This window comes from Streptomyces sp. NPDC004721 (assembly GCF_053601495.1).
In genome coordinates this window covers 24,040-49,369 of record NZ_JBSGBZ010000038.1, presented here as the reverse complement: position 1 = coordinate 49,369, position 25,330 = coordinate 24,040, and the positions used below count along the sequence as shown (strand labels likewise).

Here is a 25,330-nt window from a genome sequence, read left to right as displayed (position 1 = left end):
ACACGATTCGGTCACCGCCTTTTGTCAGGGACGTACCAGTGACGGGCGCGGATACCCGCCCGCCCGCTCTGGCCCGGACGGCCTACTGGTGAGTAACATTCCGGCATGAGCGCTGACCAGATGTCGATCGGCGAGATGCTCGCCGCCACCGTGCCGATGGCCCGGACCCTGAACCTGGAGTTCCTTCAGGCCACGCCGGAGAAGGCGGTGGTGACCCTGCCGGACCAGGCCGACTACCACAACCACGTCGGCGGGCCGCACGCCGGCGCGATGTTCACGCTGGGGGAGTCCGCGAGCGGGGCCATCGTGCTGGCCGCGTTCGGCGACCAGCTCTCCCGTGCCGTGCCCCTCGCCGTGCGGGCCGAGATCGCCTACCGGAAGCTGGCCATGGGAGCCGTCACCGCCACCGCGACCCTGGGCCGTCCCGCCGCCGACGTCGTCGCGGAACTGGACGCGGGACAGCGGCCGGAGTTCCCGGTCTCGGTCGAGATCCGGCGCGCGGACGGGGCCGTCACGGGAGAGATGACGGTGGTCTGGACCCTGCGGCCCAACGGCTGAGCGGCTGCCGCCGCCCTTCACGTGGCCGTGGAGCGCCGAGGCGGACATCGGGCGAGTCCCCGAGCATCAGGCGAGCCTTCAAGCCGACGCTCCCGTCCGATCGCGGGCGGGAGCGCCGGCGCGGTCCGCGGGAGCTGTCCGGCCGGGCCGAACCGGTAGGCTTCCCCGGGGGTGCGTCTTCGTGGCGCTCCGCAGCACATGCACGCGAAACGGGGAGGAACCGGCGGTGCACGTCCAGGAATGGCTCGACACGGTACCTGCGGCCGCCGTCTACGCCGTGGTCGGCCTGGTCATCGGTCTGGAGAGCCTGGGCATCCCGCTGCCCGGCGAGATCGTCCTGGTCTCCGCGGCCCTGCTGTCCTCGCAGCACGCGGGGATCAACCCGGTCGTCCTCGGCGTGTGCGCCACCGTGGGCGCGGTCGTCGGCGACTCCATCGGCTACGCCATCGGCCGCAAGGGCGGCAGGCCGCTGCTCGCCTGGCTGGGGAAGAAGTTCCCCAAGCACTTCAGCGAGGGGCACATCGCGACCGCCGAGCGCTCCTTCGAGAAGTGGGGCATGTGGGCGGTGTTCTTCGGCCGCTTCGTCGCCCTGCTGCGCATCTTCGCCGGCCCCCTGGCAGGCGTGCTGCACATGCCGTACTGGAGGTTCCTCGTCGCCAACGTCCTCGGCGGCATCTGCTGGGCGGGCGGCACCACGGCGGTCATCTACTACGTGGGTGTCGTGGCCGAGTCCTGGCTGAAGAAGTTCTCCTGGCTCGGCCTGGTGGCGGCCGTGCTCTTCGGGCTCGGCTCGATGCTGGTGCTCAAGCGCAGGGCGAAGAAGGCGCAGTCGGGCGCGCAGAGCGAGACCGAGGAGCCGGAACCGGTCCCCGCCGCGGAGTAGCCGGGCGTCCCCGAGGGGGCGCGGATCCTGGGTCCTAGGCGTGCACCTCTCGGTGCGCCTGCGCGAGCTGCGTGTACATCGTGCCGTTCAGGGTGATCCCCTCGCGCTCCTCCCGCGTCAGCTCCCGCCTGACCTTGGCGGGGACGCCCGCGACCAGCGACCCCGGCGGCACGCGCATGCCCTGCGGCACCAGCGCCTGCGCCGCCACCAGGGATCCCGCGCCGATCACCGCGCCGTTCAGCACGGTGGCCCCCATGCCGATCAGGCAGTCGTCCTCGACGGTCGCGCCGTGCACCACGGCGTTGTGCCCGATGGAGACGCGCTCGCCGACGCCGACCGGGAAGCCGGGGTCGGCGTGCAGCGTGCAGTTGTCCTGGACGTTGCTGCCCGCGCCGACGGCGATCCGCTCCACGTCGCCGCGCAGCACCGCGCCGTACCAGACGCTCGCCCCCGCGCCCAGGGTCACGTCACCGATCACGGTGGCCGTGGGCGCCACGAACGCCCCCTCGTCCACCTGCGGCTCGCGGCCGCCGATGCCCGCGATCAGCGCCTTGTCCGTCATCCTCGTCTCCCTTTCACCGCATGGGTCCGACGGCACCGTACGTCATCCGGTGGGGCGAAGATCACAGACGTGCGGCGTCATGGGCGTGGCCCGGACTGAGTACGGTGAGCGGGTGCCCACGCGTAGGAACACGTTCTCACCATGGTGGCGCCGCCTCGCGCAGCGCGCCGTCCACGCGGGCTGGGCCTGGGTGCAACGCACGGGCTCCGTCACGGCCGAGCGGCCCGGACGCCTCCGCTTCGGCGCGATGGGAACAGGTACCAGGCTGGCCTTCCCGCTCGGCACCGTCTTCGGCGAACCGTGGATCCACCTCGGCGCGCACTGCATCGTCGGCGAGCAGGTCACGCTGACCGCCGGTCTGATGCCTGACCTGGACCTCGGCCCGGAGCCGATCCTGCGCATCGGGGACGGGGTGGTGCTCGGCCGCGGCAGCCACGTCATCGCCGACACCACGGTCACCATCGGCAGCGACTGCTACTTCGGCCCCTACGTCTACGTCACCTCCACCAACCACTCCTACGACGACCCGCACCAGCCCATCGGCAAGCAGTGGCCCCGGATGGAGCCGGTGGAGATCGGTCCCGGCTGCTGGATCGGCACCGGCGCGGTGATCCTGCCCGGGGCGCGGATCGGGCGGAACGTCGTGGTGGCGGCCGGCGCGGTGGTGCGCGGCGAGGTCCCCGACCACGCGGTGGTCGCGGGGGCGCCCGCCCGGGTCGTACGCCGCTGGACCGCCGCCGAGGGCTGGCAGCCGCCGCTGCGGACCCCGGCCCCGGTGCCGATACCGCAGGGCATCACCCCGGAGCAGTTGCTGGCGCTGGCGGAGCTGGACGAGGAGAGCGCTGCCCGGCTGGCCGAGTGGGGCCGGGAGCCCGGTTCCCGGCTCGCGGGGCTGGAGACCGAGGGCGGCTGATTCGGTCCCGGTCGTCCTCCGCCCGGCCCACTGGCTCAGCCCGTCGCCAGCAGCAGTGTCCCCACCAGGGCCAGACCCGCTCCGGCCGCCTGGACGGCCCGCAGCCGTTCGCTGAGGAAGCCGCGGGCGGCGAGCGCGGTCACCACCGGGTAGAGGGAGGCGAGGACGGCGGCCACCGTGACCGGGCCGTGCTGGGCGGCGACGCAGTACGTGCCGTTGGCGGCGACGTCCGCGAGGCCGACGAAGCCGAGCGCGGGCAGCGAGCGCCAGGGGAATCCGGTCTCGGGCAGTACGGGCCCGCCGCGCCGCGCGGAGGCGTACAGCGCGGCCCCGCCCGCCGCCACGTTGGTCACGCGCTGCACGAAGAGCGCGAGGAACAGGCCGGTGACGGTGGTGGAGGCCTCGGCGATCAGCGCGAACACCGTGCCGAAGCCGAGGGCCGCGACCAGGGTCAGCCCGATCGCCCGCCGCTGCACGGCGGCGCCTCCCAGGCGCGGCCCGCCCGCGAGCACGACACCGGTGACGGCGACCGCGATCCCCGCGACCTGGAGGAGTCCCGGCCGCTCGCCCAGCACCAGTCCGACGGAGATCGGCACGGCCACGCCGAGCGAGGCCAGTGGCGAGATCACGCCCATCGGGCCGAGGGCGAGCGCCTTGTAGAAGGAGAGCATCGCGACCGGGCCGACCAGGCCCGCGGCGAACGCGAACCACAGCCGCGGTCCGGCCTCGCTCCAGCCGCCGGTGGCGACGACGATCGCGCCCAGCACCGCCGCCGCGACGGACTGGGAGACCACGACGACCGTCAGCGCGGGCATGCGCCGGGTGAGCAGTCCGCCGCCGAAGTCGGCCAGCCCCCACAGGAGGCTGGTGGCCAGGGCGAAGAATGCTGTCACGACGTGCCTCGCAGTACAGTTCGGTGAACGATCGGGTGCAACCCACCGTAGTTCAGCGAAGTAAACTCTGTCATCCAGAATATTGGACGGAATGTGTCGGACCTCGAACTGCTGACCCAGTCCCTGGCGCGCAACGTCAAACGCTGGCGTACCGAGCGGGGCTTCACCCTGGACACCCTCGCCGCACGCGCGGGAGTCAGTCGCGGCATGCTCATCCAGATCGAGCAGGCCCGCACCAACCCCAGCCTCGGCACCGTCGTCAAGATCGGTGACGCGCTCGGCGTCAGCATCACCACCCTGCTCGACTACGAGCAGGGCCCTCGGGTCCGCGTCGTCCCCGCCGACCAGGCCGTCCGGCTGTGGCACACCGACGCCGGCAGCTACAACCGGCTCCTGGCGGGTGTCGAGGCGCCCGGTCCGCTGGAGATGTGGGAGTGGCGCCTGATGCCCGGCGAGGGCAGCCCCTCCGATCCGCACCCCGTCGGCACCGTCGAACTGGTGCACGTCACCGCGGGGGAGCTGACGCTCACCGTCGACGCGGTGGAGTACCGCGTGGCGGCGGGCGCGAGCGCCTCCTTCGAGGCCAACACCCCGCACACGTACGCCAACGACGGCGCCGAGCCGATGGACATGGTGATGGCCGTGTCGGTCCCGCCCGTGCACTGAGACGCCCCGCCGCACGGTCCGCCGCGGCTGTTAGCGTGCGGTCATGCGCGCACCCATCGGGAACTTCGACCAGGCCACCCCCGCCCCCGACTGCCTCGACGAGCTGACCCGCCCGGTCGCCGACGCCGTACGCCACTGGCACGGCGGTGTCCCGGCCGACCAGATCGTCTACGTCGAGACCGACCCGGAGTGGGCCGACACCGCCGTCTTCGTCGAGCACTACGGCCGGGACCTGCTGGAGGCCTCCGCGAACTGTGTGGTCGTGGCGGGACGGCGCGGCGGCGAGACCCGGCTGGCCGCCTGCCTGGCCCTGTCCACCACCCGTGTCGACGTCAACGGCGTCGTGCGCCGCCAACTCGACGCCCGCAAGGCCTCCTTCGCGCCGATGGAGGTGGCGACCGGGGAGACCGGCATGGAGTACGGCGGCATCACCCCCATCGGCCTCCCCGCCGACTGGCCCCTCCTGGTCGACTCCCGCGTCGTCGACCTGCCCTACGTCCTGGTCGGCAGCGGGCGGCGCCGCGGCAAGCTCCTGGTGCCGGGCAAGGCGTTCGCGCAGCTGCCCGGCGCGGTGGTGCTGGACGGGCTCGGGGTCTGATCCCGCCCGCGGCGCTCAGGCCGGCGCGTGGTGGGCGAGGCGCAGATGGGGGTCGGCCTCGCCCGGGGCCGGGGCCGGGTCCGCGTGGACCAGGGCCGCGGTGAGGCCGGGTACGGCGTGGAGCAGGGCGTGCTCGGCCTCCACGGCGGTGACGTGGGCCTGACGCACGGTCGCCTCGCCGTCCACGACCACCGCGACCTCCGCGCGCAGCCGGTGGCCGATCCAGCGCAGCCGGAGCTCGCCGACCGCCCGTACGCCCGGTACCTCGCCCAGCGCCCGTTCGGCGCGGTCCACCAGGGCCGGGTCGACGGCGTCCATCATCCGCCGGAACACCTCGCGCGCCGCGTCGCGCAGCACCAGCGCGATGGCCGCCGTGATCGCCAGCCCCACGATCGGGTCGGCGGCCCGCAGTCCCAGGGCCGAGCCGGCGGCGCCCAGCAGGACGGCCAGTGAGGTGAATCCGTCCGTGCGCGCGTGCAGCCCGTCGGCGACCAGCGCGGCCGAGCCGATGGCACGGCCCACACGGATCCGGTGGCGGGCCACCCACTCGTTGCCCGCGAACCCGACCAGGGCCGCCAGGGCGACCGCGGGCAGGTGCTCGACGGGGCGCGGATCGAGAAGCCGCTGGAAGGCGGCCCAGGCGGAGAAGGCGGCGGACGCGGCGATCGTCACCACGATCACCAGGCCCGCCAGGTCCTCGGCGCGTCCGTAGCCGTAGGTGAAGCGCCGGGTCGCCGCGCGGCGGCCCAGTACGAAGGCGATTCCCAGCGGTACGGCGGTCAGGGCGTCCGCCGCGTTGTGCACCGTGTCGCCGAGCAGCGCGACCGAGCCGGACGCGACCACCACCACCGCCTGCGCGAGCGCTGTGACGCCGAGCACGGCAAGCGAGACCCACAGCGCCCGCATGCCGCGGGCGCTGTGGGTCTCCAGCGCGCGGTCCAGCCGGTCGGCGGAGTCGTGGGAGTGGGGGGCGAGGAGGTGTGCGAGGCGGTGGCGGAGAGAGCGCCCGTGCGCGGGCTCGTGCCCGGGTCCGTGGTGGTGCCCGTGGTGGTGCCGGTCGGTCACGTGGATCCCCTTCCGTGCGCGCGGAGGTGGACGCGTGGCGCCCACGACGCCATTATGTGCGTATGAGCGCACGCATGCACCTGTCATCTGCGCATGATGCGCACCCGCGCATCCCGGGCGAGGAGCAGTTGGCGCTGGCCGCCGAACTCCTCGCCCTGCTCGGCGACCGCACCCGGCTCGCCCTGCTGCACGCGCTGACGTCCGGCGAGGCCGACGTCACCACGCTCACCGAGGCGTGCGGGGCGGCCCGTCCGGCGGTCAGCCAGCATCTGGCCAGGCTTCGGCTGGCCGGGCTGGTGAACACGCGCAAGGAGGGCCGCAGGGTCGTCTACTCCCTGCGCGACGGCCACCTGCGCCGGCTGGTCGACGAGGCCTTGAACGTCGCCGACCACCGGCTTGGCGACCGGCCCCTCCACGACTGAGGCGCCCCCCACGGGCGAGGGCGGCCGGTTCCGGAAAGAGGCGGCGAAGGTCAGCCCAGACGGGGGATCTCGATGGCCGGGCAGCGGTCCATGACCATGTCGAGGCTCGCCGCACGGGTGCGCTCGAAGGCGGCCTCGTCGACCACCCCGAGCTGGAACCAGACGGCCTTCGCGCCCTTGGCGACCGCCTCGTCGGCGACCTGGCCGGCGAGATCGCTGTTGACGAACACGTCGACCACGTCCACCTCGAACGGGATGTCCGCGAGGGAGGCGTACCCCTGTTCGCCGTGCACCGTCTCCGCCTTCGGGTGGACCGGGACGACACGCTTGCCGAAGCGGCGCAGCACCTCGGCGACGCCGTACGCGGCCCGGCCGCGGTTCGAGGACAGGCCCACGACCGCCCAGGTGTCACCGTGTTCGGTCAGGATCTTCCGGATGGTCGCAGCGTCGCCGTACACCAGGGGTCTCCTCGTCTCGGGAAGGGTTGCCGTCCGGCCAACGACGGGCGCCGCCCGGCGATTCCCGGCCGGCGCGGAACCCGCCGTCCCGTCCGGAACGTGCCCCGCCGGCCTGCGCGCGGGCGTCCGGCGGCCTACGCTCGGGCCGTGCTGCGCATCATTGACGCCCGAACCGGCGAGCCCGTGGACGCCGCCCCCGCCCGCCGCGGGCTGACCCGTGTCGAGGCGCACGCGTCGGGCTGCGACGCGTCGGGCCTGCGCGCCCTGCTGGTCGCCGACATCCTGGTCCGCGCCCTCGAACTGAGCGGCACGCCCGTGTGGTCGCTGCTGTCCGGCGGCCGGGAACAGGCGCAGGAGCTGCGGGCGGCCGCAGCCGCCCTCGGCATCCGGCCCTTCGAAGACGGCCGCGGCACCGGCACCGCCCTGGGCGAGGCCCAGATCGTCCATGTGGCCGTCGAGGGCGCCGATACCGCGACCGGCGGCGTCCGCATCGCCGTCGCGCCCGTCGACGCGACGGTACCCGCCGTTCCCGGACGCGACGACGACCCCGCCGCCTGGCGTCTGGCACTGCTCTCCCGCCGCCACACCCGGCACGTCCGGCTGGACGAGGCCGCGCTGGACGACGCCCGCAGGACTCTGGCGCGATGGCGCGCGGCGGTCGCCGACTGGGCGCGGCAGCCCTCCCGGCCGGTCCCCGACGAGGCGCGCGGACGGCTGCGCGGCGCCTGGGAGGACGACCTGGACGTGCCGGCGGTCCTGCGGGTGCTGGAGTGGGTCGGGACCGATCCGGACCTGGCGGACGGCGCGCGCTTCGAGACGTACGCGTACGCGGACCGGCTGCTCGGCCTCGACCTCACGCGCGACCTGGGGCGTGCGGCGTGATCGCCCGCGCGGGAGCCGGCCCGCTGCGCCGCCTGGTGGTCCTGCGGCACGCCAAGTCCGCCTGGCCCGAGGGCGTCGCCGACCACGACCGCCCGCTCGCGACCCGCGGCCGCCGGGACGCGCCCGCGGCGGGCCGCGCGCTCGCCGAGTCCGACTGCCTCCCCGACTTCGCGCTGTGCTCCACCGCGCTGCGCGCCCGGCAGACCTGGGAACTGGCCTCCGCCCAGTGGGGCACCCCACCGCCGGTGCGCTACGACCGCCGGCTGTACGCCGCCGACGCCCCCGACCTGCTCGCCGCCGTGCGCGAGGCGCCGCCCGAGGTCGGGACGCTGCTCCTGCTCGGTCACAACCCGGGGCTGGAGGAACTGGTCCTGGAACTTGCCGGGGACGGTCTGGACGACACGCTGGACCGGCTCCGGACGAAGTTCCCCACCTCCGCGATCGCCATCCTGTCCTGGCACGGCCCCGGCTGGCCGTCCCTCGCCCCGGGCGCCGCCCTCCTGACGGACCTGACCGTGCCGCGGGGCGCCAAGAAACGGCGGTGAACCGCGCGCGTGCCCGGCGGCCGGTTCTCCCGCCGGCCGGCCTGAGCGAACCCTCGTGCGGCACCCGCGCGGGTGCCGCATAGGCTGGACCGATGCAGGACGAGTACCGCACAGTCGCACGCGCGGGCGTGCACGAGACCGAGGTCAACCGCTCGCGCTTCCTGTGCGCTCTCGCCCCGGCGGCCACCGAACGGGAGGCCCGGGACTTCGTCGCCGCCGTCCGCAAGGAGCACGCCGACGCCACGCACAACTGCTGGGCGTACGTCATCGGCGCCGACGCCGGGATCCAGAAGGCGAGCGACGACGGCGAACCGGGCGGTACCGCCGGCGTCCCCATGCTCCAGATGCTGCTGCGCCGCGACATGCGGTACGTCGTGGCCGTCGTCACCCGTTACTACGGCGGCGTCAAGCTCGGCGCGGGCGGGCTCATCCGGGCCTACGGCGGAGCCGTCGGCGAGGCGCTGGACACGCTCGGGACCCGCACCCGCCGCAGGTTCCGCATCGCCACCGTGACCGTGGACCACCAGCGGGCCGGCAAGGTGCAGAACGACCTCAGGGCCACCGGGCGCGAGGTGCGGGACGTGCGCTACGGCGAGGCCGTCACCATCGAGATCGGCCTGCCGGACGCCGACGTGGACGCCTTCCGGGGATGGCTCGCGGACGCCACGGCCGGGACCGCCGGGTTCGAACTGGGCGGCGAGGCCTACGGAGATGCGTGACACATCGGGCATATCGCGCCAATCGGCCTGCCCGGTGCCGTGCATGACGGCCGATACGGGAGTAACCGCCCGTGATGTCAGACCCGGCCGTTAGTCTTCGAGGATCATGAGGCTCCTGCACACTTCCGACTGGCACCTGGGCCGGGCGTTCCACCGCGTGAACATGCTCGACGCCCAGGCCGAGTTCATCGGGCACCTCGTCACGACGGTGCGCGAGCGCGACGTCGACGCGGTGGTCGTGTCGGGAGACGTGTACGACCGCGCGGTGCCCCCGCTGGCCGCGGTCGAGCTCTTCGACGACGCGCTGCACCGGCTCGCCGGCCTCGGCGTGCCCACGGTGATGATCTCCGGGAACCACGACTCGGCCCGCCGCCTCGGCGTCGGCGCGGGGCTGATCGACCGCGCGGGCATCCACCTGCGTACCGAGCCGTCGGCGTGCGGGACCCCGGTGGTCCTCGCGGACGTGCACGGCGAGGTGGCCTTCTACGGTCTTCCCTACCTCGAACCGGCTTTGGTCAAGGACGAGTTCGAGGTCGACAGCGCGGGCCACGAAGCGGTGCTGGCCGCCGCCATGGACCGGGTCCGCGCCGACCTCGCCGCACGCGCGCGCGGCACCCGCTCCGTCGTCCTCGCGCACGCCTTCGTCACCGGCGGCGAGCCCAGCGACAGCGAACGGGACATCACCGTCGGCGGGGTCGCCGCCGTCCCCGCGGGCGTCTTCGCCGGAGTCGACTACACCGCCCTGGGCCATCTGCACGGCTGCCAGACCATCACCGAGCGCGTGCGCTACTCCGGCTCCCCGCTGCCGTACTCCTTCTCCGAGGCCGCCCACCGCAAGAGCATGTGGATCGTCGACCTGGACGCCGACGGCTTCGCCGGCGCCGAGCGGGTCGACTGCCCGGTCCCCCGCGCGCTGGCCCGCATCCGGGGCACGCTGGAGGACCTGCTCGCCGACCCGGACCTCGCCCGCCACCGCGAGGCGTGGGTCGAGGCGACGCTCACCGATCCGGTCCGCCCCGCCGAACCCATGGCCCGCCTCACCGAGCGCTTCCCGCACACCGTCAGCCTCGTCTTCGAGCCCGAACGCGCCCCCGGCGAGCCGGACGTGTCCTACGCCCGCCGGCTCGCCGGCCGCGCCGACCAGCAGATCGCGGAGGACTTCGTGGCCCACGTGCGCGGCGCCGCACCCGACGAGCACGAACGGACGGTGCTGCGCGAGACGTTCGACGCGGTGCGCGCGGACGAGGCGGTACGGGAGGTGGCGCGGTGAGGCTGCATCGGCTCGACATCACCGCCTTCGGCCCCTTCGGCGGCTCGCAGACGGTCGACTTCGGCGCGCTGTCGGCCGCCGGGCTGTTCCTGCTGCACGGCCCCACCGGCGCCGGCAAGACCTCCGTGCTGGACGCCGTGTGCTACGCGCTGTACGGCGCGGTCCCCGGCGCCCGGCAGAGCGGGCAGGGCACGACCCTGCGCAGCGACCACGCCGCCGCGGGCACCCGCACCCAGGTCACCCTCGACCTCACCGTCGCCGGACGCCGGCTGGAGGTCACCCGCCTGCCGCCCTGGGAGCGCCCCAAGAAGCGCGGCACGGGCACGACGCTCGACAAGGCCCAGAGCCTGCTGCGCGAGTACGACGCGGCGGCCGGTGCCTGGAAGGACCTCAGCCGCTCCCACCAGGAGATAGGCGAGGAGATCACCCAGCTGCTCGGGATGAGCCGCGAGCAGTTCTGCCAGGTGGTGCTGCTGCCGCAGGGCGACTTCGCGCGGTTCCTGCGCGCCGACGCCGAGGCCCGGGGCAAGCTGCTCGGCCGGCTGTTCGGCACACACCGTTTCGCCGAGGTGGAGAAGCGCCTCGCCGAGCGCAGGCGCGCCACCGAGGCCCGGGTGCGCGAGGGCGACGCCGCGCTGCTGGCCGACGCGCACCGCATGCAGCAGGCGGCGGGCGACACCATGGAGCTGCCGGAACTCGCACCCGGCGAGCCCGGCCTGGCCCAGGCCGTCCTGACCGCGGCCGCCGTCGCCCGCGCCACCGCGCGCGAGCAACTGACCGTCGCCCGTTGCCGGCTCACGGCCGCCGAGTCCGCCCACGCCGCCGCCGAGGCGTCCTTGCACCGGGTACGCGAAGTGGCCCGGCTGCAACGGCGGTCCGCCGAGGCGCGGGAGCGCGCCGAGCGCCTGGCGGAGCGGGCCGGCGCCCACCAGGAGGCACATGCGCGGATGGAGCGGGGGCGCAAGGCCGGGACGGTGGCACCGGCGCTGGAACTGCGTGAGGCCGCCGACGCCGCGCACCGCCGTGCGGCCGCCGCCGAGGCGCGCGCGCGTGCGGTGCTCCCGGCGGAGTTCGCCGGCGCCGGCGCCGGCGGACTGGCCGCCGACGCGCGCCGCGCCGCCGAGGAGCTGGGCGGACTGGAGTCGGCCCGCCGCGCCGAGCGGCGCCTGGCCGACGTCGTCGCCGAGCGCGGCGCGGCGGACCGGCAGGAACGTGCCGACGACGACGTCCTCCAGGAGGCCGAGGCCTGGCTCGCCGGATGGGAGACGGCCCGGCCGGCACTGCAGACGCGCATCGACACCGCCCAGGAGGCGGCCGCCCTGGCCGAGCGGCTCGCCCTGCGGCTGGAACCCGCGCGACAGCGGCTCGCCGCCGCCAGGATGCGCGACTCACTGGCCGCGGACACCGAAGAGGCGCGGCGGCGGGCCCTCGTCTCCGCCGAAGCCGCCGCAAGCGCCAAGGACCACTGGCTGGACCTGAAGGAGCAGCGCCTGAACGGCATCGCGGCCGAACTGGCCGCGAGCCTCGCCGACGGAGAGCCCTGCGCCGTCTGCGGCGCCACCGAACACCCCGCGCCCGCGCGCAAGGTCGCCGGGCACGTCGACCGCGAGGCGGAGGAGCGCGCGCTCGGCGACCACCAGGCCGCCGAGGAGCGGCGCGCCCAGGACGAGCGCCGCCTCGGCGCCGTACGCGAGGAGCTGGCCGCAGCCACCGCCGAGGCGGGTGACACCCCCACCGCACAACTCGCCGACGAGACCGGGGACCTGGAGGCCGAGCTGGCCCGGGCCCGCCGGGACGCCTCCGCCCTGCACGCGGCACAGCAGGAACTGCACCGCGCCGAGCAGGAGCGCGAGCGGCGGCTGTCCGACCGCAGACAGGCCGAACTCCGAGCCACCTCCCGGCTGGCCCAGCGGGACAACCTGGACCGCCAGAAGGCCGCCCTGGAGGCGGAATTGGCCGAGGCCAGGGAAACCGCCGAGAGCGTTGCCGCGCGCGCCGCCCAACTGGAGCGGCGCGCGGCACTGCTCACCGAGGCAGCCGACGCCGCACGCACCGCCGAGGACAGCGCCGAGCGGCTCAAGGACGCCGACGGGCGGCTCGCCGAGGCCGCCTTCCGGGCCGGCTTCGACACCCCCGAGGCCGCGTCCGCCGCCCTCCTCGACGATGCCGCCCACCGCGAGCTGCAACGGCGCCTGGACGCCTGGCACACGGAGGAGGCCGCCGTGCGCGCGGTCCTCGCCGAGGCCGACACCACGGCCGCCGCCGGGCAGCCGCCCGCCGACCTCACCGCCGCGGAGGCCGCCGCGGCCGCCGCGGACCGGCGGCTGCGGGAGGCCGCCTCCGCGCGGGACGCCGCCGACCGCCGCTGCGCCGAACTCGACCGGCTCTCCGCGAGCGCGGCGACCGGCATGCGCCGGCTGGCGCCGCTGCGCGAGGAGTACGACCGCGTGGCCCGCCTCGCCACGCTCACCGCGGGCACCTCGGCCGACAACGAGCGCAAGATGCGCCTGGAGTCCTACGTCCTCGCGGCCCGCCTGGAACAGGTGGCCGCCGCCGCGACCGTACGCCTGCAGCGCATGTCGTCCGGCCGCTACACCCTCGTCCACTCCGACGACCGGGCCGGCCGCGGCCGCAGCGGTCTGGGACTGCACGTCGTCGACGCCTGGACGGGCCGGGAACGGGACACGGCGACCCTGTCGGGCGGCGAGACGTTCTTCGCCTCGCTCGCCCTCGCCCTCGGTCTCGCGGACGTCGTCACGGACGAGGCCGGAGGGGTGCGCCTGGACACGCTCTTCATCGACGAGGGCTTCGGCAGCCTCGACGACCAGACCCTGGACGAGGTCCTGGACGTCCTCGACTCCCTGCGTGAACGCGACCGCAGCGTCGGGATCGTCAGCCACGTCGCCGACCTGCGGCGGCGCGTCCACGCCCAACTCGAGGTCGTCAAGGGCAGGTCGGGATCCGCCGTACGGCTGCGCGGAGCGGGCTGAGCGACCCGGAGCGGCGGTTCAGGACCGCCGGGACGGCGCTCGCACGCGGGACGGGCGGGGGAGCGGGATCGGCGCGAGAGTGGGACCAGCGCCGGACGCGGGACCGGCGTGGGGCATGGGAGTGGCGGGGGAACGGAACCAGCGCCCGACGCGAGACCGGCAGGGGTGCGGGACCGGCGTGGGGCGGCCGGAGGCCGGCCGCCCCAGGGGGCTCACAGTTGGGCGAGCTCGTCCACCAGGTCGTCCAGGCCCAGCGAGCCCTGCGACAGGGCCGCCATGTGCCAGGCCTTCGCGTCGAACGCGGCACCGTGGCGCTGCCTGGCCTTCTCCCGGCCCAGCAGCCAGGCCCGCTCGCCCAGCTTGTAGCCGATCGCCTGGCCGGGCATCGACAGATAGCGGATCAGCTCGCTCGCCACGAAGTCCCTCGGGCGGCTGCTGTGCGCGCCGAAGAACTCCCGCGCCAGCTCCGGCGTCCAGCGCTCACCCGGGTGGAACGGCGAGTCCGCCGGAATCTCCAGCTCCAGGTGCATGCCGATGTCGATGATGACGCGGACCGCGCGCATCATCTGCGCGTCCAGATAGCCGAGCCGCCGCTCCGGGTCGGTGAGGAAGCCGAGTTCGTCCATCAGACGTTCCGCGTACAGCGCCCAGCCCTCGGCGTTGGCACTGACCCCGCCGACGGTGGCCTGGTAGCGCGAGAGGTTCTCGGCCACGTGCACCCACTGGGCGAGCTGGAGATGGTGGCCGGGGACGCCCTCGTGGTACCAGGTCGAGACCAGGTCGTAGACCGGGAAGCGGGTCTGCCCCATGGTCGGCAGCCAGGTCCGGCCCGGCCGGGAGAAGTCCGCGGACGGCGCCGTGTAGTAGGGGGCCGCGGCACCTCCGGGCGGCGCGATGCACGACTCCACCTTCCGCACCCGCTCGGCCAGTTCGAAATGGGTGCCGTCGAGTGCCTCGATCGCCTCGTCCATCAGGTCCTGCAACCACCGGCGGACCTCGTCGACGCCCTCGATGTGCGTGCCGTGCTCGTCGAGGTGCGCGAGGGCCACCCACGGGGTCTCGGCGCCGGGCAGGACCTTCTCGGCCTCCTGCCTCATCTCGCCGAGCAGGCGGTGGAACTCCGACCAGCCGTACGCGTACGCCTCGTCGAGGTCCAGGTCCGTGCCGTTGAAGTAGCGCGAGAAGCGGGCGTAACGCTCGCGGCCGACGGTGTCCGGGGCGTCGCCGATCGTCGGCGCGTACACGTCGCGCATCCAGTCCCGCAGCTCCACGACGGCCGCGGTCGCCGCGCGGGCGGCCTCGTCCAGCTCCGCGCGCAGGGACTCGGGGCCCTCGGAGGCGAAGTCCTCGAACCAGCCGCGGCCGTTGCCGTCGGTGTCCGACCACTCGGTGAGCTGTTCGATGAAGATCGCGGTCGGCTGCGGGCCGCCGTACAGCTTGCGGTCCAGGCCGAGGGCCAGGGACTCGCGGTAGCCGCTCAGCGCGGCCGGCACGGCCCGCAGGCGCTCGGCGATCGCGGCCCAGTCCTCGTCGGTGGCGCTGGGCGTGATCGTGAACACCTCGCGCACCGAGTGCACCGGGCTGTGGATGTTGCTCACCGTGCGCAGGCCCTCGTCGGCGTCGTGCACCGCGAGTTCCGCGGTCAGGCGCTCGCGCAGCAGGCGTGCGCAGCGGCGCTCGATGTCACTGTCCGCGCCGGGTTGCCGCTCGGCCTCGTCCAGCCGGGCGAGGGTGGTGCGTGCCAGGTCGGCGAGCGCCTGCTGGCCGGCGGGCGAGGTGTCGGGCAGCCTGCTCGAACTCTCCTTCACGCCGAGATAGGTACCGGTGATCGGGTCGAGGGCGATGAGTTCGTCGACGTAGGCGTCGGCGACCTGACGGGGCAGGGGGCTCTTGGTCTGTGACATGCCGACCATCCTCGTATGGACGGGCGGCTCGCGTCAGCCCGGTTTACCCGGCATCGGGCCGTGTTCGGTCCGATTTCGCCGAGGGCGTGCCCGGCTGCGCGCCGGGCGGCAGCAGGGGGCCGCAGTCCCACTGCTGGAAGATCAGCCGGGTCTCCACCCGGGCCACTTCCCGCCGAGCCGTGAACTCGTCCAGGACCAGGCGCTGGAGATCGGCCATGTCCGCGACCGCGACATGGACCAGATAGTCGTCCGGACCGGTCAGATGGAACACGGTCAGCGACTCCGGCAGGGCCCGGATCCGCTCCACGAACGGCCCCACCAGCTCCCGCCGGTGGGGCCTGACCTGCACCGACAGCAGCGCCTGAAGACCCCTGCCCAGCTTGGCGGGGTCGAGCCGCAGCCGGTGGCCGAGAATGAGCCCCGAGCGGCGCAGCCGGGTCACCCGGTCCAGACAGGTCGACGGAGCGACCCCGACCTGCGCGGCGAGGTCGCGGTAGGTGGTCCGGGCGTCGTTCTGCAACAGCCGCAGCAGATGCAGATCCACCGGATCCAGTACGACGGATTCGGCCATGTGGCGAACGTAGCACGGCCCTCGGCCCAGTGATCCCGGCCGCTGTTCACCCTTCGGTCATGGACACGCCCTTGGACTCCGCGAGCACGCCCGCGTACGACGACGTACGCACCGCACCCAGAGCACTGGCCACCGAGGCGGTGCACGCCGGCCGTGACGACCTCGCCCGGCAGGGACTGCACGCCCCGCCGATCGACCTGTCCACCACCTACCCGTCCTACGACAGCCGCGCCGAGGCCGCCCGCATCGACGCCTTCGCGACCGACGGCGCCGAACTCGACGGCACCCCGGTCTACGGACGGCTCGGCAACCCCACCGTCGCCCGCTTCGAGACCGCCCTGGCCCGGCTTGAGGGCACCGAGTCCGCGGTGGCGTTCGCCAGCGGCATGGCCGCGCTGAGCGCGGTCCTCCTCGTCCGGTCCGCCATGGGCCTGCGGCACGTCGTCGCCGTGCGCCCGCTGTACGGCTGCAGCGACCACCTGCTCACCGCCGGTCTGCTCGGCACCGAGGTGACCTGGACCGACCCGGCCGGGATCACCGACGCGCTGCGCCCGGACACCGGCCTGGTCATGGTCGAGACACCGGCGAACCCGACGCTGGCCGAGGTGGACCTGCGGGCCGTCGCCCACGCCTGCGGCTCCGTGCCGCTCCTCGTCGACAACACCTTCGCCACCCCCGTACTGCAACGCCCGGCCGAGCAGGGCGCGCGCCTGGTGCTGCACAGCGCCACCAAGTACCTGGGCGGCCACGGCGACGTGATGGCGGGCGTGGTGGCCTGCGACGAGGAGCTCGCCGGACGGCTGCGGCAGGTACGGTTCGCCACCGGCGGGGTGCTGCACCCGCTCGCCGGCTATCTGCTGCTGCGCGGGCTGTCCACGCTTCCGGTCCGGGTGCGGGCCGCCTCCGCCACCGCCGCGGACCTGGCCGCCCGCCTGGCGGCCGACCCGCGCGTCGAGCGGGTGCACTACCCGTCCATCGGCGGTGCCATGGTCTCCTTCGAGGTGCACGGCGACCCGCACGCCGTCATCGGCGGCGTCGGCCTGATCACGCCGGCGGTGAGCCTCGGCAGCGTCGACACCCTGATCCAGCACCCGGCGTCCATCAGCCACCGCATCGTCGACGCGGACGACCGGCGGGGCGCCGGGGTCGGCGACCGGCTGCTGCGGATGTCGGTGGGCCTGGAGGACGTCGAGGACCTGTGGGCCGACCTGGACCGGGCGCTGGGGGCGCGGCCGGGACAGCCGCAGGTGAAGGGGCTGCACCAGGCGATGAGCTGAGCGGGGCCGTCCGGAGGCCGCGCGGCCGGGCAGTGCCGGGCCGCGCGCCCTCCGGGGCCGCTGCTCAGTCCCGAGGGCGCGACGCCCCGTACTGTGCCTCCTCGGCCTGCGCCTGCTCGGCGTCGTACGGCAGCCGGGAGGCCACCGGGGTCGCGTCCAGCCGGGCCGTGACGACCACGGTGCCCTCCTCGATCTGGAAGTCGAGCGGCAGGCCCAGGCCCCGCATGGCGGCGACCATGCCGGTGTTGGCCGCCTGCGTCACGGCGTACACGCTCGAGCAGCCCGCCTCGACGGCCATCGCCACCAGCCGGCCGAGCAGTTCGCCGCCGACGCCGCGGCGCTGCCAGGCGTCCTCGACGAGCAGCGCGACCTCCGTCTCGTCGCCGTCCCACAGCAGATGTCCGAGGCCCACGATCCGTCCGGAGGCGGTCCGCGCGGCCAGTGTGCGGCCGAACCGCGGGCTCAGCAGGTGCTCGAGATAGCGGTCGGCGTCGCCGACCGGCCCGTGGTAGCGCAGGCCGAGGGTGCGCGCCGAGCAGCGCGCCTGCATCGCCCTGGCCGCCGCGAGGTCGCCGGTGTCGGCCCTGCGCACGGTGATCGCCTCGCCCTCGGGCAGCGTCAGCACGTCCTGGCCGCGCGGAACGCGCGGTCCGAGCCGGGTGTCCAGCTCCACCAGGGCGCGCGCCCGCGCGAACTCGGTGGGCGTGAAGGGCAGATACGGCCGCTCCACGGTGATCGTCCCGCCCTCCGGCGCCCGCAGCCGCATCACCGTCTCCTCCAGCACCCCCTCGGCCGGCACCTCCTGCGGGTCCCTGGCCGCCGCCGGCCGGTCAGGCAGTGAACGGATGGTGCACCGCCCCAGCAACTGCCGCAGTGCCAGCGGGAGTTCCGCCGCGTCGAGCGCTGTGCGCGCGGCCAGGCCCAGGACCCGGGTCGGCGCGTCCACCAGGTCGTGCGCGTCCGCCCGCTCGATCCACGTGTCGGCGCCGCCGGCCAGTGCGACCGCCCGGGTGATGCCGGACGCCTCGAGCCCGCCGGGAGCGCGCAGCAGGAACTCGTCCACCGTGCCGTCGGCCAGTGGATGTGTCTGCAGGCTCAGGATGTCCACGTGCCGGGCCGCCAGGGCCGCGCAGAGCGAGGCCAGCGAACCGGGCGCGTCCCGCACGGTCGTCCGCATCCGCCACAGCGTGCGGTCGCCCGGCGCCGCTTCGGCCGCCGCGGGGCCGGCGGCGGAGGGCCCGGCCTGCTGGGCGGCGAGCGGCCGGGCGCCGGTATCGTCCGCGGGTGGTGCGTGACCGTGGCGCCGTGCCCACCAGGTGTGGAAGGCCGCCGTGGCCACCAGCGCGAACGCCGAGATCACCAGCAGGGCCGGACCGTCGGGGCCGTGACCGATCAGGTTCGCCACCCCGTCGGCCACGGCGACGGCCGTGAAGAGCGCGGCCAGTTCGACCAGGTCCCGCCGCCAGTGATGCGCCCGGCGACTGTGCTTCGCCCACGTCGTGTTCGACATTTCTCGAGTCATACGGCCACTGTGCCGGAACGGTGTTGCGTGATCGCGAACGCGCTGTGACCGATGAGTAAAGCGATGTTCGCACCTTTCGTAGCTGTTTCTCGGGGTTGTCTTCTACGGCTGTTCCAGCGGGCGAGCCGGGGGGCGGCGGGTCAGGCCGCCACCTCCGGAGCCAGCGCGCCGCGCAGCCGGCGGGCCTCAGCGACCAGGCGCGACGAGCGGCGCCGGTCCGCTGGCGGTGCCAGGTGCGGCAGCTCGCCCCGCGCACCGGACCGCTCGGCGCACTCGGCTGCGACGGCCAGCAGATCACCGAGCCCCCGCACCGGACCGGCCGGTCCGTCGGCGGCGAGGTCGGAGAGCAGCGACGGCAGCGCGTGGCCGAGCAGACCCCATACGGTGGCGTACGCCCCGGTGCATGCGGCCGTGCGCAGGGACTCCGCCAGCCGCAGCGGCTTCACCGCACCATGCCGCACCAGCTCGCCGAGGTCCATGCCGAGACGGGCGGCGTCCAGCTGACCGCGCGCGGCGAGGACGAGCAGCGCGTCCACGGCGGCCCGCCGGTCCTCGGTGCCGGGCGCCCAGTCCGTAGGCCACGCGCAGGTGCGTCGCCTCGCCCGCCTCGCCGCCGGACTCGGCGAGCAGCGGAAGGACGGAGGCCGCGCCCCGGCTGTCGTCCACGGCCACGGCGGACAGGTCCCGCAGGATCCGCACGGCCACCAGTTCACGCAGTTCGGGGAGCACGGCCAGCCAGTGGGGGTGCGCGGAACCGCTCCAGTGGGCGCAGTGCCGGCTCTCCGCGAAGGCGCCGGCCGGCCTGCCCAGTGCGCGGAATGCGTCGGTGAAGTCCTCTTGCAGCCCGGGAAGTTCACCGGACTCCGCCAGTATGCGCGGCCCCGATGTGCGGCGCCGGATCGCCGGCAGTGCGGGAGCGCCGGCGGTCAGCCAGTGGGCGAGTCGCTTCCCTTGGGCGTAACCGAGGACGAGGCGCACGCCCTCGTGGCCGGAGTCGGCGGCCACCGCCTGCCGGTACGCCGACAGGGCACGCACCGCGACGTGGGCCTCGGCCATGCGAACGGCCCCGAGGGACGGGGGTGTTGCGTCCGGACCGACGCCGGCGGTGGTCAGCGGCTGCCGTCCAGGATGACGCGCGCGACCAGTGCCGGGTCGTCGTTCATCGGGACGTGACCGCAGCCGGGCAGGCGCACGAGCCGGGCCCGGGGGATGGTCTGCTTGGCGCGCACTCCCTGTCGGCGCACCAGCAGCCGGTCCTTGGTGCCCCAGGCGACGGTGACGGGGATTCCGGGCAGGACATCGGTGAAGCGGACGCCGACGCCCGCCCGGAGGGTCTCCTCGAATCCGTCCGCCTGTGCCAGGGCGAGCGTCTCGGCCACCACGGCCTCGGGTGAACGGCGGGCCGGGTGGGCGTAGATGGTGCTGGTCAGGGCGGTGCGGCCGGCCGCCGTCCGCGAGAGTCGCTCGACCAGCGGCAGCGGCATCCGTCGGGCGAGCGTGCGCATTGCCCGCAGCACGCCGAAGGCGTAACGCCGCTCGGCCTGCGTCCAGAACCCCGCCGGGGCCAGGGCGGTGACGGACCGTACGAGCCTCTCGCGGCCCAGTTCCAGGGCCAGCAGGCCGCCCAGGGAGTTGCCAGCCACGTGGGGCCGTTCCATCTCCAGCGCCTCGCACAGGGCGCCCAGCACCACGTTCATCGTGGGCAGGTCGTGCCGGAGCCCTTCGGGCAGTGCGGGGGAGGCCCCGAAGCCCGGCAGGTCCACGGTGATCACCTCGCGTTCGGCCGCGAGCAGGTGGACGACCGGGTCCCAGGCCTGGCGGTGGTGTCCGATGCCGTGCAGCAGGAGCAGCGGCTCGCCGCCGCCCACGCGTGCGTAGGAGAGGGTCACGGTCCGCGGGCCGCGCGCGGAGGGGACCTCGAAGGAGACGGTGGCGGACATGGGTGCTCCTCGTGGGGGAATCGCCGACAACGACGGTAGGCAGACTGTCAGCAATTGCTACCGACGGGTAGCCCCCGATCTCCGGGGATCGCGCCGACCCCGAGACTCACACGCCGTTCCGCGGCCATGGCCCCCAACCCGGCGCGCCTGGACACGAATGCCGAACGTCGGCTGGGATGAGGGCGTGACCATCGATAGCGGGACCGAAGTCTTCGAAGAGCACCGCCCCGTCCTCATGGGTGTCGCCTATCGCATGCTCGGGCGCGTGGCGGACGCCGAGGACGTGCTTCAGGAAGCCTGGTTGCGCTGGTCCACCGCCGACCGGGACGCCGTGCGCGAACCGCGCGGCTACCTGGTGCGGGTCACCACCCGGCTCGCCATCGACCGGCTCCGCCGGATCCAGGCGCGCGGCGAGTCCTACATCGGCCCCTGGCTGCCGGAACCGCTGGTCACGGATCTCGCGGGGACAGTCCCGGACGCGGAGGAGCGGGCCGTCCTCGCCGACTCCGTGTCGCTCGCCGTGCTGGTCGTCCTGGAGACGCTGTCACCGCTCGAACGCGCGGTGTTCGTCCTGAGAGAGGCCTTCGGTTATCCGTACGCGGAGATCGCCGCCCTGCTCGACCGCGGCGAGCCCGCGGTGCGCCAACTGGCCGGCCGGGCCCGCAGGCACGTAGGCGAACGCCGGCCGCGCTACGAGGTCGACCCCGCGCACCGGCGCGACCTCACTGAGCGGTTCCTCGCCGCCGCGGCGGGCGGCGACCTGGACGGGTTGATGTCGCTGCTCGCGCCGGACGCCCGTCTGGTGGGGGACAGCGGCGGCAAGGCCAGGGCGCCGCTGCGGGTCCTGGAGAGCGCCGACAAGGTGGGCCGCTTCCTGGTCGGCGTGGCGCACAAGGGCATCCCGGATCCGTCCGTCCGCTTCCTGGAGGTCAACGGCGGCCCCGCCGTGCTGATCCTGTCCGGGGGCAAGCCCGACAGCGTCTTCCAACTGGACGTGGCCGACGGGCGCGTCCAGGCCGTCTACATCGTCCGCAACCCCGACAAGCTGCGGTCCCTGACCGCCTGAGCCTGCCGGCCCCGATGCGCACGGCCGCCGCGACCTCCGGCCCCGGACGTCTGCGCGGCTGCCGCGGCCTCCGGTCCCAGGCGCCCGCACGGCTGCCGGCCCCGACCCGGATGGCGGGGGCTGCGGCGTGGTGCCCGGGAATCCGGCCCCGTGCGAACGGGGCGTGAACACCGCGCGACAGGCGCCTGTGCGCTGTCCGAGGGAACGAGGATTGGTCTTGACCAAGGGTGGGGGCCGCCTTATCGTCGCAGATAAGTACAACAACCTTTAATAAACAAGGGCGCTAAAACGCGGCCGGATCACGGCGATTGCGGAGGACAGGGTGGGGACCACGCAGCTGGAATCGGTGCCGGAGCCGAAGTACTGGCATCTCAAGACCGTGCTCAGCGAGGCACTGGACTCCGAGTTCTCGGTGGGCGAGATCCTGCCCAACGAACGGGAGCTCGCCGCCCGCTTCGGCGTGGCCCGTGCCACGCTGCGCCAGGCACTGGAGCAGCTGGAGCTGGAGGGACGGCTGCAGCGCCGCCGCGGTGTGGGTACGACCGTCGCGCCGCCACGCGTGGGTGTGGCCGTCGGCACCGAGCAGCACGCCTGGCCGGGGGCGGCAGGCGACGCCTGGCAGAGCGTCGACTGCACCCGGGCCGTCCCGCCGGCCGCGATCGCCGACGCCCTGGAGATCGGCCACGAGGAGCCCGTGCACACCGTGCGCCGGTCCCGGATGAGCCACGGTCAGCCGGTCGCCGCCGAACTGCTCTACGTTCCGGACGGCTCGGTGCCCGACCTGAGCGCGATCGACGCGCCCTCCGGGCCCGCACGCGCGCGTGCGGTGCTGCGCGAGCTGCACCGCCTCGAGCTGGAGGGCCAGGACCGCTCGGTCGAGCTGGGCTCGGCCCGCGCGGACGACGCCAAGGAGCTCGACCGGCTCCCCGGCGCCCCCGTTCTCGTCGTTACCACCCGCTTCGTCGTCCGGGGACGCACCGCCGCGATCTCCGTGGCCACCTACCGCGCCGACACCTGCCGGCTGACCTTCGGGGACTCGGGCGGCGTGGAGATACACCACGGACCGCACCAGCAGGCCTCCTAACCGGCAGGCCTCCTGGCCGACGGGACCCGCCCTCGGTGGCGGGCCGTCACCGGAACAGCAGGCCCGCACCGGAACAGCGGGCGCTGACTGGGAACGGCGGGCCCTCGCCGGCAACGCCCGGCCGTCACTGGGAGCGGCGCGCCGTCACCGTGCCCTCCACCGCGAACAGCTGCTCCTCGACGTGGTCGAGGGCCAGCCGGAGCGCGCCCGTCGCCACGGCCGCCTCGCCGAGCATCGACAGGGTGACCTTGGGCGGCCGCAGGCAGTAGCGATCCAGTTCGCGCCGTAGCGGCTCCAGCACGCCGTCCAGCCCGGCCGCCCAGCCGCCGATGACGACCAGTTCCGGATCCAGGGCCAGCACCAGCGCCGCCACATCGTGGACGAGTCGCTGAATGAACCGCTCGACGGCCGCGCCGGCCCTCCGGTCACCCCGGCGGGCCAGTGCGAAGACCTCGGCCACCGCCCGCTCGTCCAGCGGGTGCAGCGGCTGGTCCGTCGTCGACAGCAGCGTCTCGGGGGTCGCCTCCCGGCCCAGCAGGTGCAGCGCGCCGATCTCCCCGGCGGCCCCGCCGAACCCGCGGTGCAGCCGCCCGCCGATCAGCGAACCGGCGCCCGGGCTCAGCCCCGCCAGTACGAAGACCATGTCGTCGGACTCGGTGGCGGCGCCCTTCCAGTGCTCGGCCACCGCCGCCGCGTTCGCGTCGTTCTCGACGAGCACCGGGCACTTGAACGAACGGCTCAGCCGTTCGCCCAGGTGCAGGCCGGTCCACCCGGGCAGGGCGGTGCCCAGCCGTACCGTGCCGTCCGCCTCGACGATCCCGGGCGTGCCGACCCCGACGGCCCGCAGCGAACTGCGCGGGACACCGGCCCTGCGCAGCAGTTCGGCGACCGCGCCGCGCAGCCGCTCCAGCCGCTCGTCCGCCTCGGCGGTCTCCTCCACGTCCTTGGTCTGGGCACCCACCACGCGGCCGTCCAGGTCGGCCAGCAGCGCGGCGACCCGGTGCGCGCCGATCTCCAGGCCGAGCAGGTACCCGGCCTCGGCCCGGAACCGGAACCGGCGCGCGGGCCGTCCCTGCCGTCGTGCGGCACCCTCCTCGGCCGCCGTCTCGACGACGAGTCCGGCCTCGATCAGGCCCTCCACGACGCCCTCGACCGTCGGCCGGGACAGCCCCGTCACCCGGGTGATCTCTGTGAGCGTCGCACAGTCGGTGGCACGCAGCGCGTGCAGCACCACCGCGGAGTTGATCCTTCGCAGCAGCGAGGGATCCCCGCCGGTCAGCCGCCCCACCGTCCGTCCTCCCAGCTCGTGCGCGTGTTGGGCGGATCGTACTCGGCACGGGCCGGGGCAGCGAGCGCCGGGGACGGCACGAGCGCGCACCGGCGGAGCGCCACCCGCCCCGGGTGCGGTCGCTGACGCCCCGCCAGTTGTCAGTGGGGGCCGGTTTACTGGAGCACATGGACATCGCGAAGGCTCTCGCCGTCATCGACCGGCTGCGCCGCGGGGAGTATCCCGCCCAGCGCACCAGGACGGACGTCGGCACGGCCGGACCCGGTTACCGGATAGCCGAGTTGGAGACGAGCGACGACTTCTGGGAGGACGACGGCAGCCGGCGGGAGGCGACGGCGGAGCAGTACGAAGTCGACCGGGACGGACTGGGGGAGCGGCTCACCGGGCGCTGGGGCCCGCCGCAGGTGTTCAGCCTGTACAGCGTGCTCGAACGGACCCTGTCGGGTGAGGACGTGCCCGAGCCGTGGGCTTCGCTCAGCGGGCACGTACCGGACGTCCAGTTGTGGAGGGCGCAGGAGACCGGCCCGTGGATAGCGCTCGCGGTCTCCCAGTGGGACAAGGAGCTGCCGTTCCAGCTCCTGGCCGTCGTCACCGACGTGGATCCACCGTGACCGGTCCGCTAGTGCCCCGACAGACAACGTTCGCCCCGTCGCGACGCCCGGCACGCCCTCTCGCCGCACCGGCCGAAAGCCCCAGTACGTCCAGTACGAGGACTTCCGGCCGGCACTCCCCCAAGCTCTTCGAGCAGGGGGTACCCCCAGAGCACGCACCGGACGCCGCTCCTTCACGGGCAAACGTTGCCTGCCGCGGCACTAGGACGCCTCCGCGGCCACCCTCAGCCGTGCGAACTCCTCGGCCATCGTCTCGGCCGTCCAATGCGCGTTCAGCCCGCTCGGATTGGGCAGTACCCACACCCGCGTTTCGTCGAACGTCCGTTCCTGCGGCCCTACTTGGGCCGTGGGGTCGCCGAACGCCGCCCGGTACGCGGTGACGCCCACCACGGCCAGCCACCTCGGCCGCAGCCGCGCCACCTTCAGCGCCAGGAGCCGTCCGCCCTCCCGGTACTCCTGGGACGTCAGCTCCTGCGCCGGGCCGTCGGCCGCGCCACGACGTTCGTGATGCCCAGCCCGTACGACGGCAACTCGCCCTGCTCCGCGGGCTTCATCAGCCTCGGGGTGAACCCCGACCGGTGCAGCACCGGCCAGAACCGGTTGCCCGGCCGGGCGAAGTGGTGGCCGGTCGCGGCCGTCATCA

General features: G+C 74.4%; 25 protein-coding genes and 1 pseudogene. 15 read left to right on the top strand and 11 right to left on the bottom strand.

The annotated features are described in order from the left end of the window. Positions 1-120 precede the first annotated feature (120 nt). On the top strand, positions 121-558 hold the full coding sequence (locus ACWEK3_RS29015; protein ID WP_450544394.1) for a DUF4442 domain-containing protein: 438 nt from the start codon (positions 121-123) through the stop codon (positions 556-558). Positions 559-784: 226 nt separating this feature from the next. Next, positions 785-1,441: a DedA family protein gene (locus ACWEK3_RS29010; RefSeq protein WP_365776102.1), complete on the top strand. Its 657-nt coding sequence runs from the start codon at positions 785-787 to the stop codon at positions 1,439-1,441. 34 nt (positions 1,442-1,475) lie between these two features. Here the strand turns inward: ACWEK3_RS29010 and ACWEK3_RS29005 are convergent, their stop codons facing one another. Further along, on the bottom strand, positions 1,476-2,003 hold the full coding sequence (locus ACWEK3_RS29005; protein ID WP_384428242.1) for a gamma carbonic anhydrase family protein: 528 nt from the start codon (positions 2,001-2,003) through the stop codon (positions 1,476-1,478). Between the two features lie 79 nt (positions 2,004-2,082). Between ACWEK3_RS29005 and ACWEK3_RS29000 the strand changes: the two genes are divergently transcribed. Beyond that, positions 2,083-2,916 (top strand): acyltransferase, encoded by an 834-nt coding sequence (locus tag ACWEK3_RS29000; protein WP_453250960.1) that lies wholly within the window; start codon positions 2,083-2,085, stop codon positions 2,914-2,916. Positions 2,917-2,951: 35 nt separating this feature from the next. Here ACWEK3_RS29000 and ACWEK3_RS28995 read toward each other — a convergent pair whose 3' ends face one another. Beyond that, entirely contained in the window at positions 2,952-3,809 is an 858-nt protein-coding gene (locus tag ACWEK3_RS28995) for a DMT family transporter (RefSeq protein WP_450544347.1), read from the bottom strand. Positions 3,810-3,902: 93 nt separating this feature from the next. On the opposite strand from ACWEK3_RS28995, the gene ACWEK3_RS28990 reads away from it, so the two are divergent. Together ACWEK3_RS28990 and ACWEK3_RS28985 are read left to right on the top strand one after the other, a co-directional pair. Then, positions 3,903-4,475, top strand: a complete 573-nt coding sequence (locus tag ACWEK3_RS28990) for a helix-turn-helix domain-containing protein (RefSeq protein ID WP_376549760.1) — start codon at positions 3,903-3,905, stop codon at positions 4,473-4,475. A 43-nt stretch (positions 4,476-4,518) separates the two neighbouring features. Then, entirely contained in the window at positions 4,519-5,073 is a 555-nt protein-coding gene (locus ACWEK3_RS28985; RefSeq protein ID WP_361414790.1) for a YbaK/EbsC family protein, read from the top strand. 15 nt (positions 5,074-5,088) lie between these two features. Here the strand turns inward: ACWEK3_RS28985 and ACWEK3_RS28980 are convergent, their stop codons facing one another. Then, on the bottom strand, positions 5,089-6,138 hold the full coding sequence (locus ACWEK3_RS28980) for a cation diffusion facilitator family transporter (protein ID WP_453250959.1): 1,050 nt from the start codon (positions 6,136-6,138) through the stop codon (positions 5,089-5,091). 62 nt (positions 6,139-6,200) lie between these two features. On the opposite strand from ACWEK3_RS28980, the gene ACWEK3_RS28975 reads away from it, so the two are divergent. Further along, positions 6,201-6,560 carry an ArsR/SmtB family transcription factor gene (locus tag ACWEK3_RS28975; RefSeq protein WP_450544342.1) on the top strand — a complete coding sequence of 120 codons (360 nt, stop codon included), beginning with the start codon at positions 6,201-6,203 and terminating at the stop codon, positions 6,558-6,560. A gap of 50 nt (positions 6,561-6,610) precedes the next feature. Here ACWEK3_RS28975 and ACWEK3_RS28970 read toward each other — a convergent pair whose 3' ends face one another. After that, positions 6,611-7,018, bottom strand: coding sequence for a CoA-binding protein (locus ACWEK3_RS28970; protein WP_450544341.1), 408 nt, complete (start codon positions 7,016-7,018; stop codon positions 6,611-6,613). Between the two features lie 147 nt (positions 7,019-7,165). Here ACWEK3_RS28970 and ACWEK3_RS28965 point away from each other — a divergent pair, with 147 nt between their 5' ends. The 5 genes from ACWEK3_RS28965 (at position 7,166) to ACWEK3_RS28945 (ending at position 13,424) form a co-directional block, all read left to right on the top strand. Beyond that, positions 7,166-7,900: a hypothetical protein gene (locus ACWEK3_RS28965; protein ID WP_450544339.1), complete on the top strand. Its 735-nt coding sequence runs from the start codon at positions 7,166-7,168 to the stop codon at positions 7,898-7,900. After that, positions 7,897-8,445, top strand: coding sequence for a SixA phosphatase family protein (locus ACWEK3_RS28960; RefSeq protein WP_450544337.1), 549 nt, complete (start codon positions 7,897-7,899; stop codon positions 8,443-8,445). Before ACWEK3_RS28965 ends, ACWEK3_RS28960 begins: the two co-directional genes overlap by 4 nt. A 92-nt stretch (positions 8,446-8,537) precedes the next feature. Beyond that, a complete protein-coding gene (locus ACWEK3_RS28955) occupies positions 8,538-9,164 on the top strand; it encodes a YigZ family protein (protein ID WP_453250958.1) in 627 nt (208 codons plus the stop codon). A 106-nt stretch (positions 9,165-9,270) separates the two neighbouring features. Continuing rightward, positions 9,271-10,434, top strand: a complete 1,164-nt coding sequence (locus tag ACWEK3_RS28950; RefSeq protein WP_453250957.1) for an exonuclease SbcCD subunit D — start codon at positions 9,271-9,273, stop codon at positions 10,432-10,434. Next, positions 10,431-13,424 (top strand): AAA family ATPase, encoded by a 2,994-nt coding sequence (locus ACWEK3_RS28945; protein WP_453250956.1) that lies wholly within the window; start codon positions 10,431-10,433, stop codon positions 13,422-13,424. Before ACWEK3_RS28950 ends, ACWEK3_RS28945 begins: the two co-directional genes overlap by 4 nt. Before the next feature lie 212 nt (positions 13,425-13,636). Here ACWEK3_RS28945 and ACWEK3_RS28940 read toward each other — a convergent pair whose 3' ends face one another. Both ACWEK3_RS28940 and ACWEK3_RS28935 read right to left on the bottom strand, forming a co-directional pair. Beyond that, positions 13,637-15,328, bottom strand: a complete 1,692-nt coding sequence (locus tag ACWEK3_RS28940; protein WP_376606705.1) for a DUF885 domain-containing protein — start codon at positions 15,326-15,328, stop codon at positions 13,637-13,639. 43 nt (positions 15,329-15,371) lie between these two features. After that, positions 15,372-15,899 (bottom strand): Lrp/AsnC family transcriptional regulator, encoded by a 528-nt coding sequence (locus ACWEK3_RS28935; RefSeq protein WP_384428222.1) that lies wholly within the window; start codon positions 15,897-15,899, stop codon positions 15,372-15,374. Positions 15,900-15,958: 59 nt separating this feature from the next. Between ACWEK3_RS28935 and ACWEK3_RS28930 the strand changes: the two genes are divergently transcribed. Beyond that, complete coding sequence (locus ACWEK3_RS28930; RefSeq protein WP_390727825.1) at positions 15,959-17,176, top strand: trans-sulfuration enzyme family protein; 1,218 nt, start codon at positions 15,959-15,961, stop codon at positions 17,174-17,176. Positions 17,177-17,240: 64 nt separating this feature from the next. Here the strand turns inward: ACWEK3_RS28930 and ACWEK3_RS28925 are convergent, their stop codons facing one another. The 3 genes from ACWEK3_RS28925 to ACWEK3_RS28915 all read right to left on the bottom strand — a co-directional run bounded on the left by ACWEK3_RS28925 (position 17,241) and on the right by ACWEK3_RS28915 (position 20,638). After that, entirely contained in the window at positions 17,241-18,686 is a 1,446-nt protein-coding gene (locus ACWEK3_RS28925) for an N-acetyltransferase family protein (RefSeq protein ID WP_453250955.1), read from the bottom strand. A gap of 152 nt (positions 18,687-18,838) precedes the next feature. Further along, positions 18,839-19,234, bottom strand: coding sequence for a hypothetical protein (locus tag ACWEK3_RS28920; RefSeq protein WP_453250954.1), 396 nt, complete (start codon positions 19,232-19,234; stop codon positions 18,839-18,841). 573 nt (positions 19,235-19,807) lie between these two features. Further along, positions 19,808-20,638 (bottom strand): alpha/beta fold hydrolase, encoded by an 831-nt coding sequence (locus ACWEK3_RS28915; protein WP_450547227.1) that lies wholly within the window; start codon positions 20,636-20,638, stop codon positions 19,808-19,810. Between the two features lie 157 nt (positions 20,639-20,795). Here ACWEK3_RS28915 and ACWEK3_RS28910 point away from each other — a divergent pair, with 157 nt between their 5' ends. Continuing rightward, positions 20,796-21,704 (top strand): RNA polymerase sigma-70 factor, encoded by a 909-nt coding sequence (locus ACWEK3_RS28910; protein ID WP_453250953.1) that lies wholly within the window; start codon positions 20,796-20,798, stop codon positions 21,702-21,704. 322 nt (positions 21,705-22,026) lie between these two features. Beyond that, on the top strand, positions 22,027-22,788 hold the full coding sequence (locus tag ACWEK3_RS28905) for a GntR family transcriptional regulator (RefSeq protein ID WP_390726493.1): 762 nt from the start codon (positions 22,027-22,029) through the stop codon (positions 22,786-22,788). A 124-nt stretch (positions 22,789-22,912) separates the two neighbouring features. On the opposite strand, the gene ACWEK3_RS28900 is transcribed toward ACWEK3_RS28905, so the two are convergent. Next, complete coding sequence (locus tag ACWEK3_RS28900) at positions 22,913-24,076, bottom strand: ROK family transcriptional regulator (protein WP_450547224.1); 1,164 nt, start codon at positions 24,074-24,076, stop codon at positions 22,913-22,915. A 167-nt stretch (positions 24,077-24,243) separates the two neighbouring features. Between ACWEK3_RS28900 and ACWEK3_RS28895 the strand changes: the two genes are divergently transcribed. Next, on the top strand, positions 24,244-24,687 hold the full coding sequence (locus ACWEK3_RS28895; RefSeq protein ID WP_453250952.1) for a hypothetical protein: 444 nt from the start codon (positions 24,244-24,246) through the stop codon (positions 24,685-24,687). A gap of 201 nt (positions 24,688-24,888) precedes the next feature. Here ACWEK3_RS28895 and ACWEK3_RS28890 read toward each other — a convergent pair. Then, positions 24,889-25,328: pseudogene (locus tag ACWEK3_RS28890) on the bottom strand (mismatch-specific DNA-glycosylase). Positions 25,329-25,330: the final 2 nt, after the last annotated feature.

What these genes read in the sequence shown, in the direction of transcription:
- ACWEK3_RS28955 (WP_453250958.1), top strand. Translation starts at nt 8,538, where the DNA reads ATGCAGGACGAGTACCGCACAGTCGCACGCGCGGGCGTGCACGAGACC.
- ACWEK3_RS28895 (WP_453250952.1), top strand. Translation starts at nt 24,244, where the DNA reads ATGGACATCGCGAAGGCTCTCGCCGTCATCGACCGGCTGCGCCGCGGG.
- ACWEK3_RS28915 (WP_450547227.1), bottom strand. Translation starts at nt 20,638, where the DNA reads ATGTCCGCCACCGTCTCCTTCGAGGTCCCCTCCGCGCGCGGCCCGCGG.
- ACWEK3_RS29005 (WP_384428242.1), bottom strand. Translation starts at nt 2,003, where the DNA reads ATGACGGACAAGGCGCTGATCGCGGGCATCGGCGGCCGCGAGCCGCAG.
- ACWEK3_RS29000 (WP_453250960.1), top strand. Translation starts at nt 2,083, where the DNA reads ATGGGCGTGGCCCGGACTGAGTACGGTGAGCGGGTGCCCACGCGTAGG.
- ACWEK3_RS28985 (WP_361414790.1), top strand. Translation starts at nt 4,519, where the DNA reads ATGCGCGCACCCATCGGGAACTTCGACCAGGCCACCCCCGCCCCCGAC.
- ACWEK3_RS28950 (WP_453250957.1), top strand. Translation starts at nt 9,271, where the DNA reads ATGAGGCTCCTGCACACTTCCGACTGGCACCTGGGCCGGGCGTTCCAC.
- ACWEK3_RS28935 (WP_384428222.1), bottom strand. Translation starts at nt 15,899, where the DNA reads ATGGCCGAATCCGTCGTACTGGATCCGGTGGATCTGCATCTGCTGCGG.
- ACWEK3_RS28940 (WP_376606705.1), bottom strand. Translation starts at nt 15,328, where the DNA reads ATGTCACAGACCAAGAGCCCCCTGCCCCGTCAGGTCGCCGACGCCTAC.
- ACWEK3_RS28930 (WP_390727825.1), top strand. Translation starts at nt 15,959, where the DNA reads ATGGACACGCCCTTGGACTCCGCGAGCACGCCCGCGTACGACGACGTA.
- ACWEK3_RS28975 (WP_450544342.1), top strand. Translation starts at nt 6,201, where the DNA reads ATGAGCGCACGCATGCACCTGTCATCTGCGCATGATGCGCACCCGCGC.
- ACWEK3_RS29015 (WP_450544394.1), top strand. Translation starts at nt 121, where the DNA reads ATGTCGATCGGCGAGATGCTCGCCGCCACCGTGCCGATGGCCCGGACC.
- ACWEK3_RS28925 (WP_453250955.1), bottom strand. Translation starts at nt 18,686, where the DNA reads ATGTCGAACACGACGTGGGCGAAGCACAGTCGCCGGGCGCATCACTGG.
- ACWEK3_RS28910 (WP_453250953.1), top strand. Translation starts at nt 20,796, where the DNA reads ATGCCGAACGTCGGCTGGGATGAGGGCGTGACCATCGATAGCGGGACC.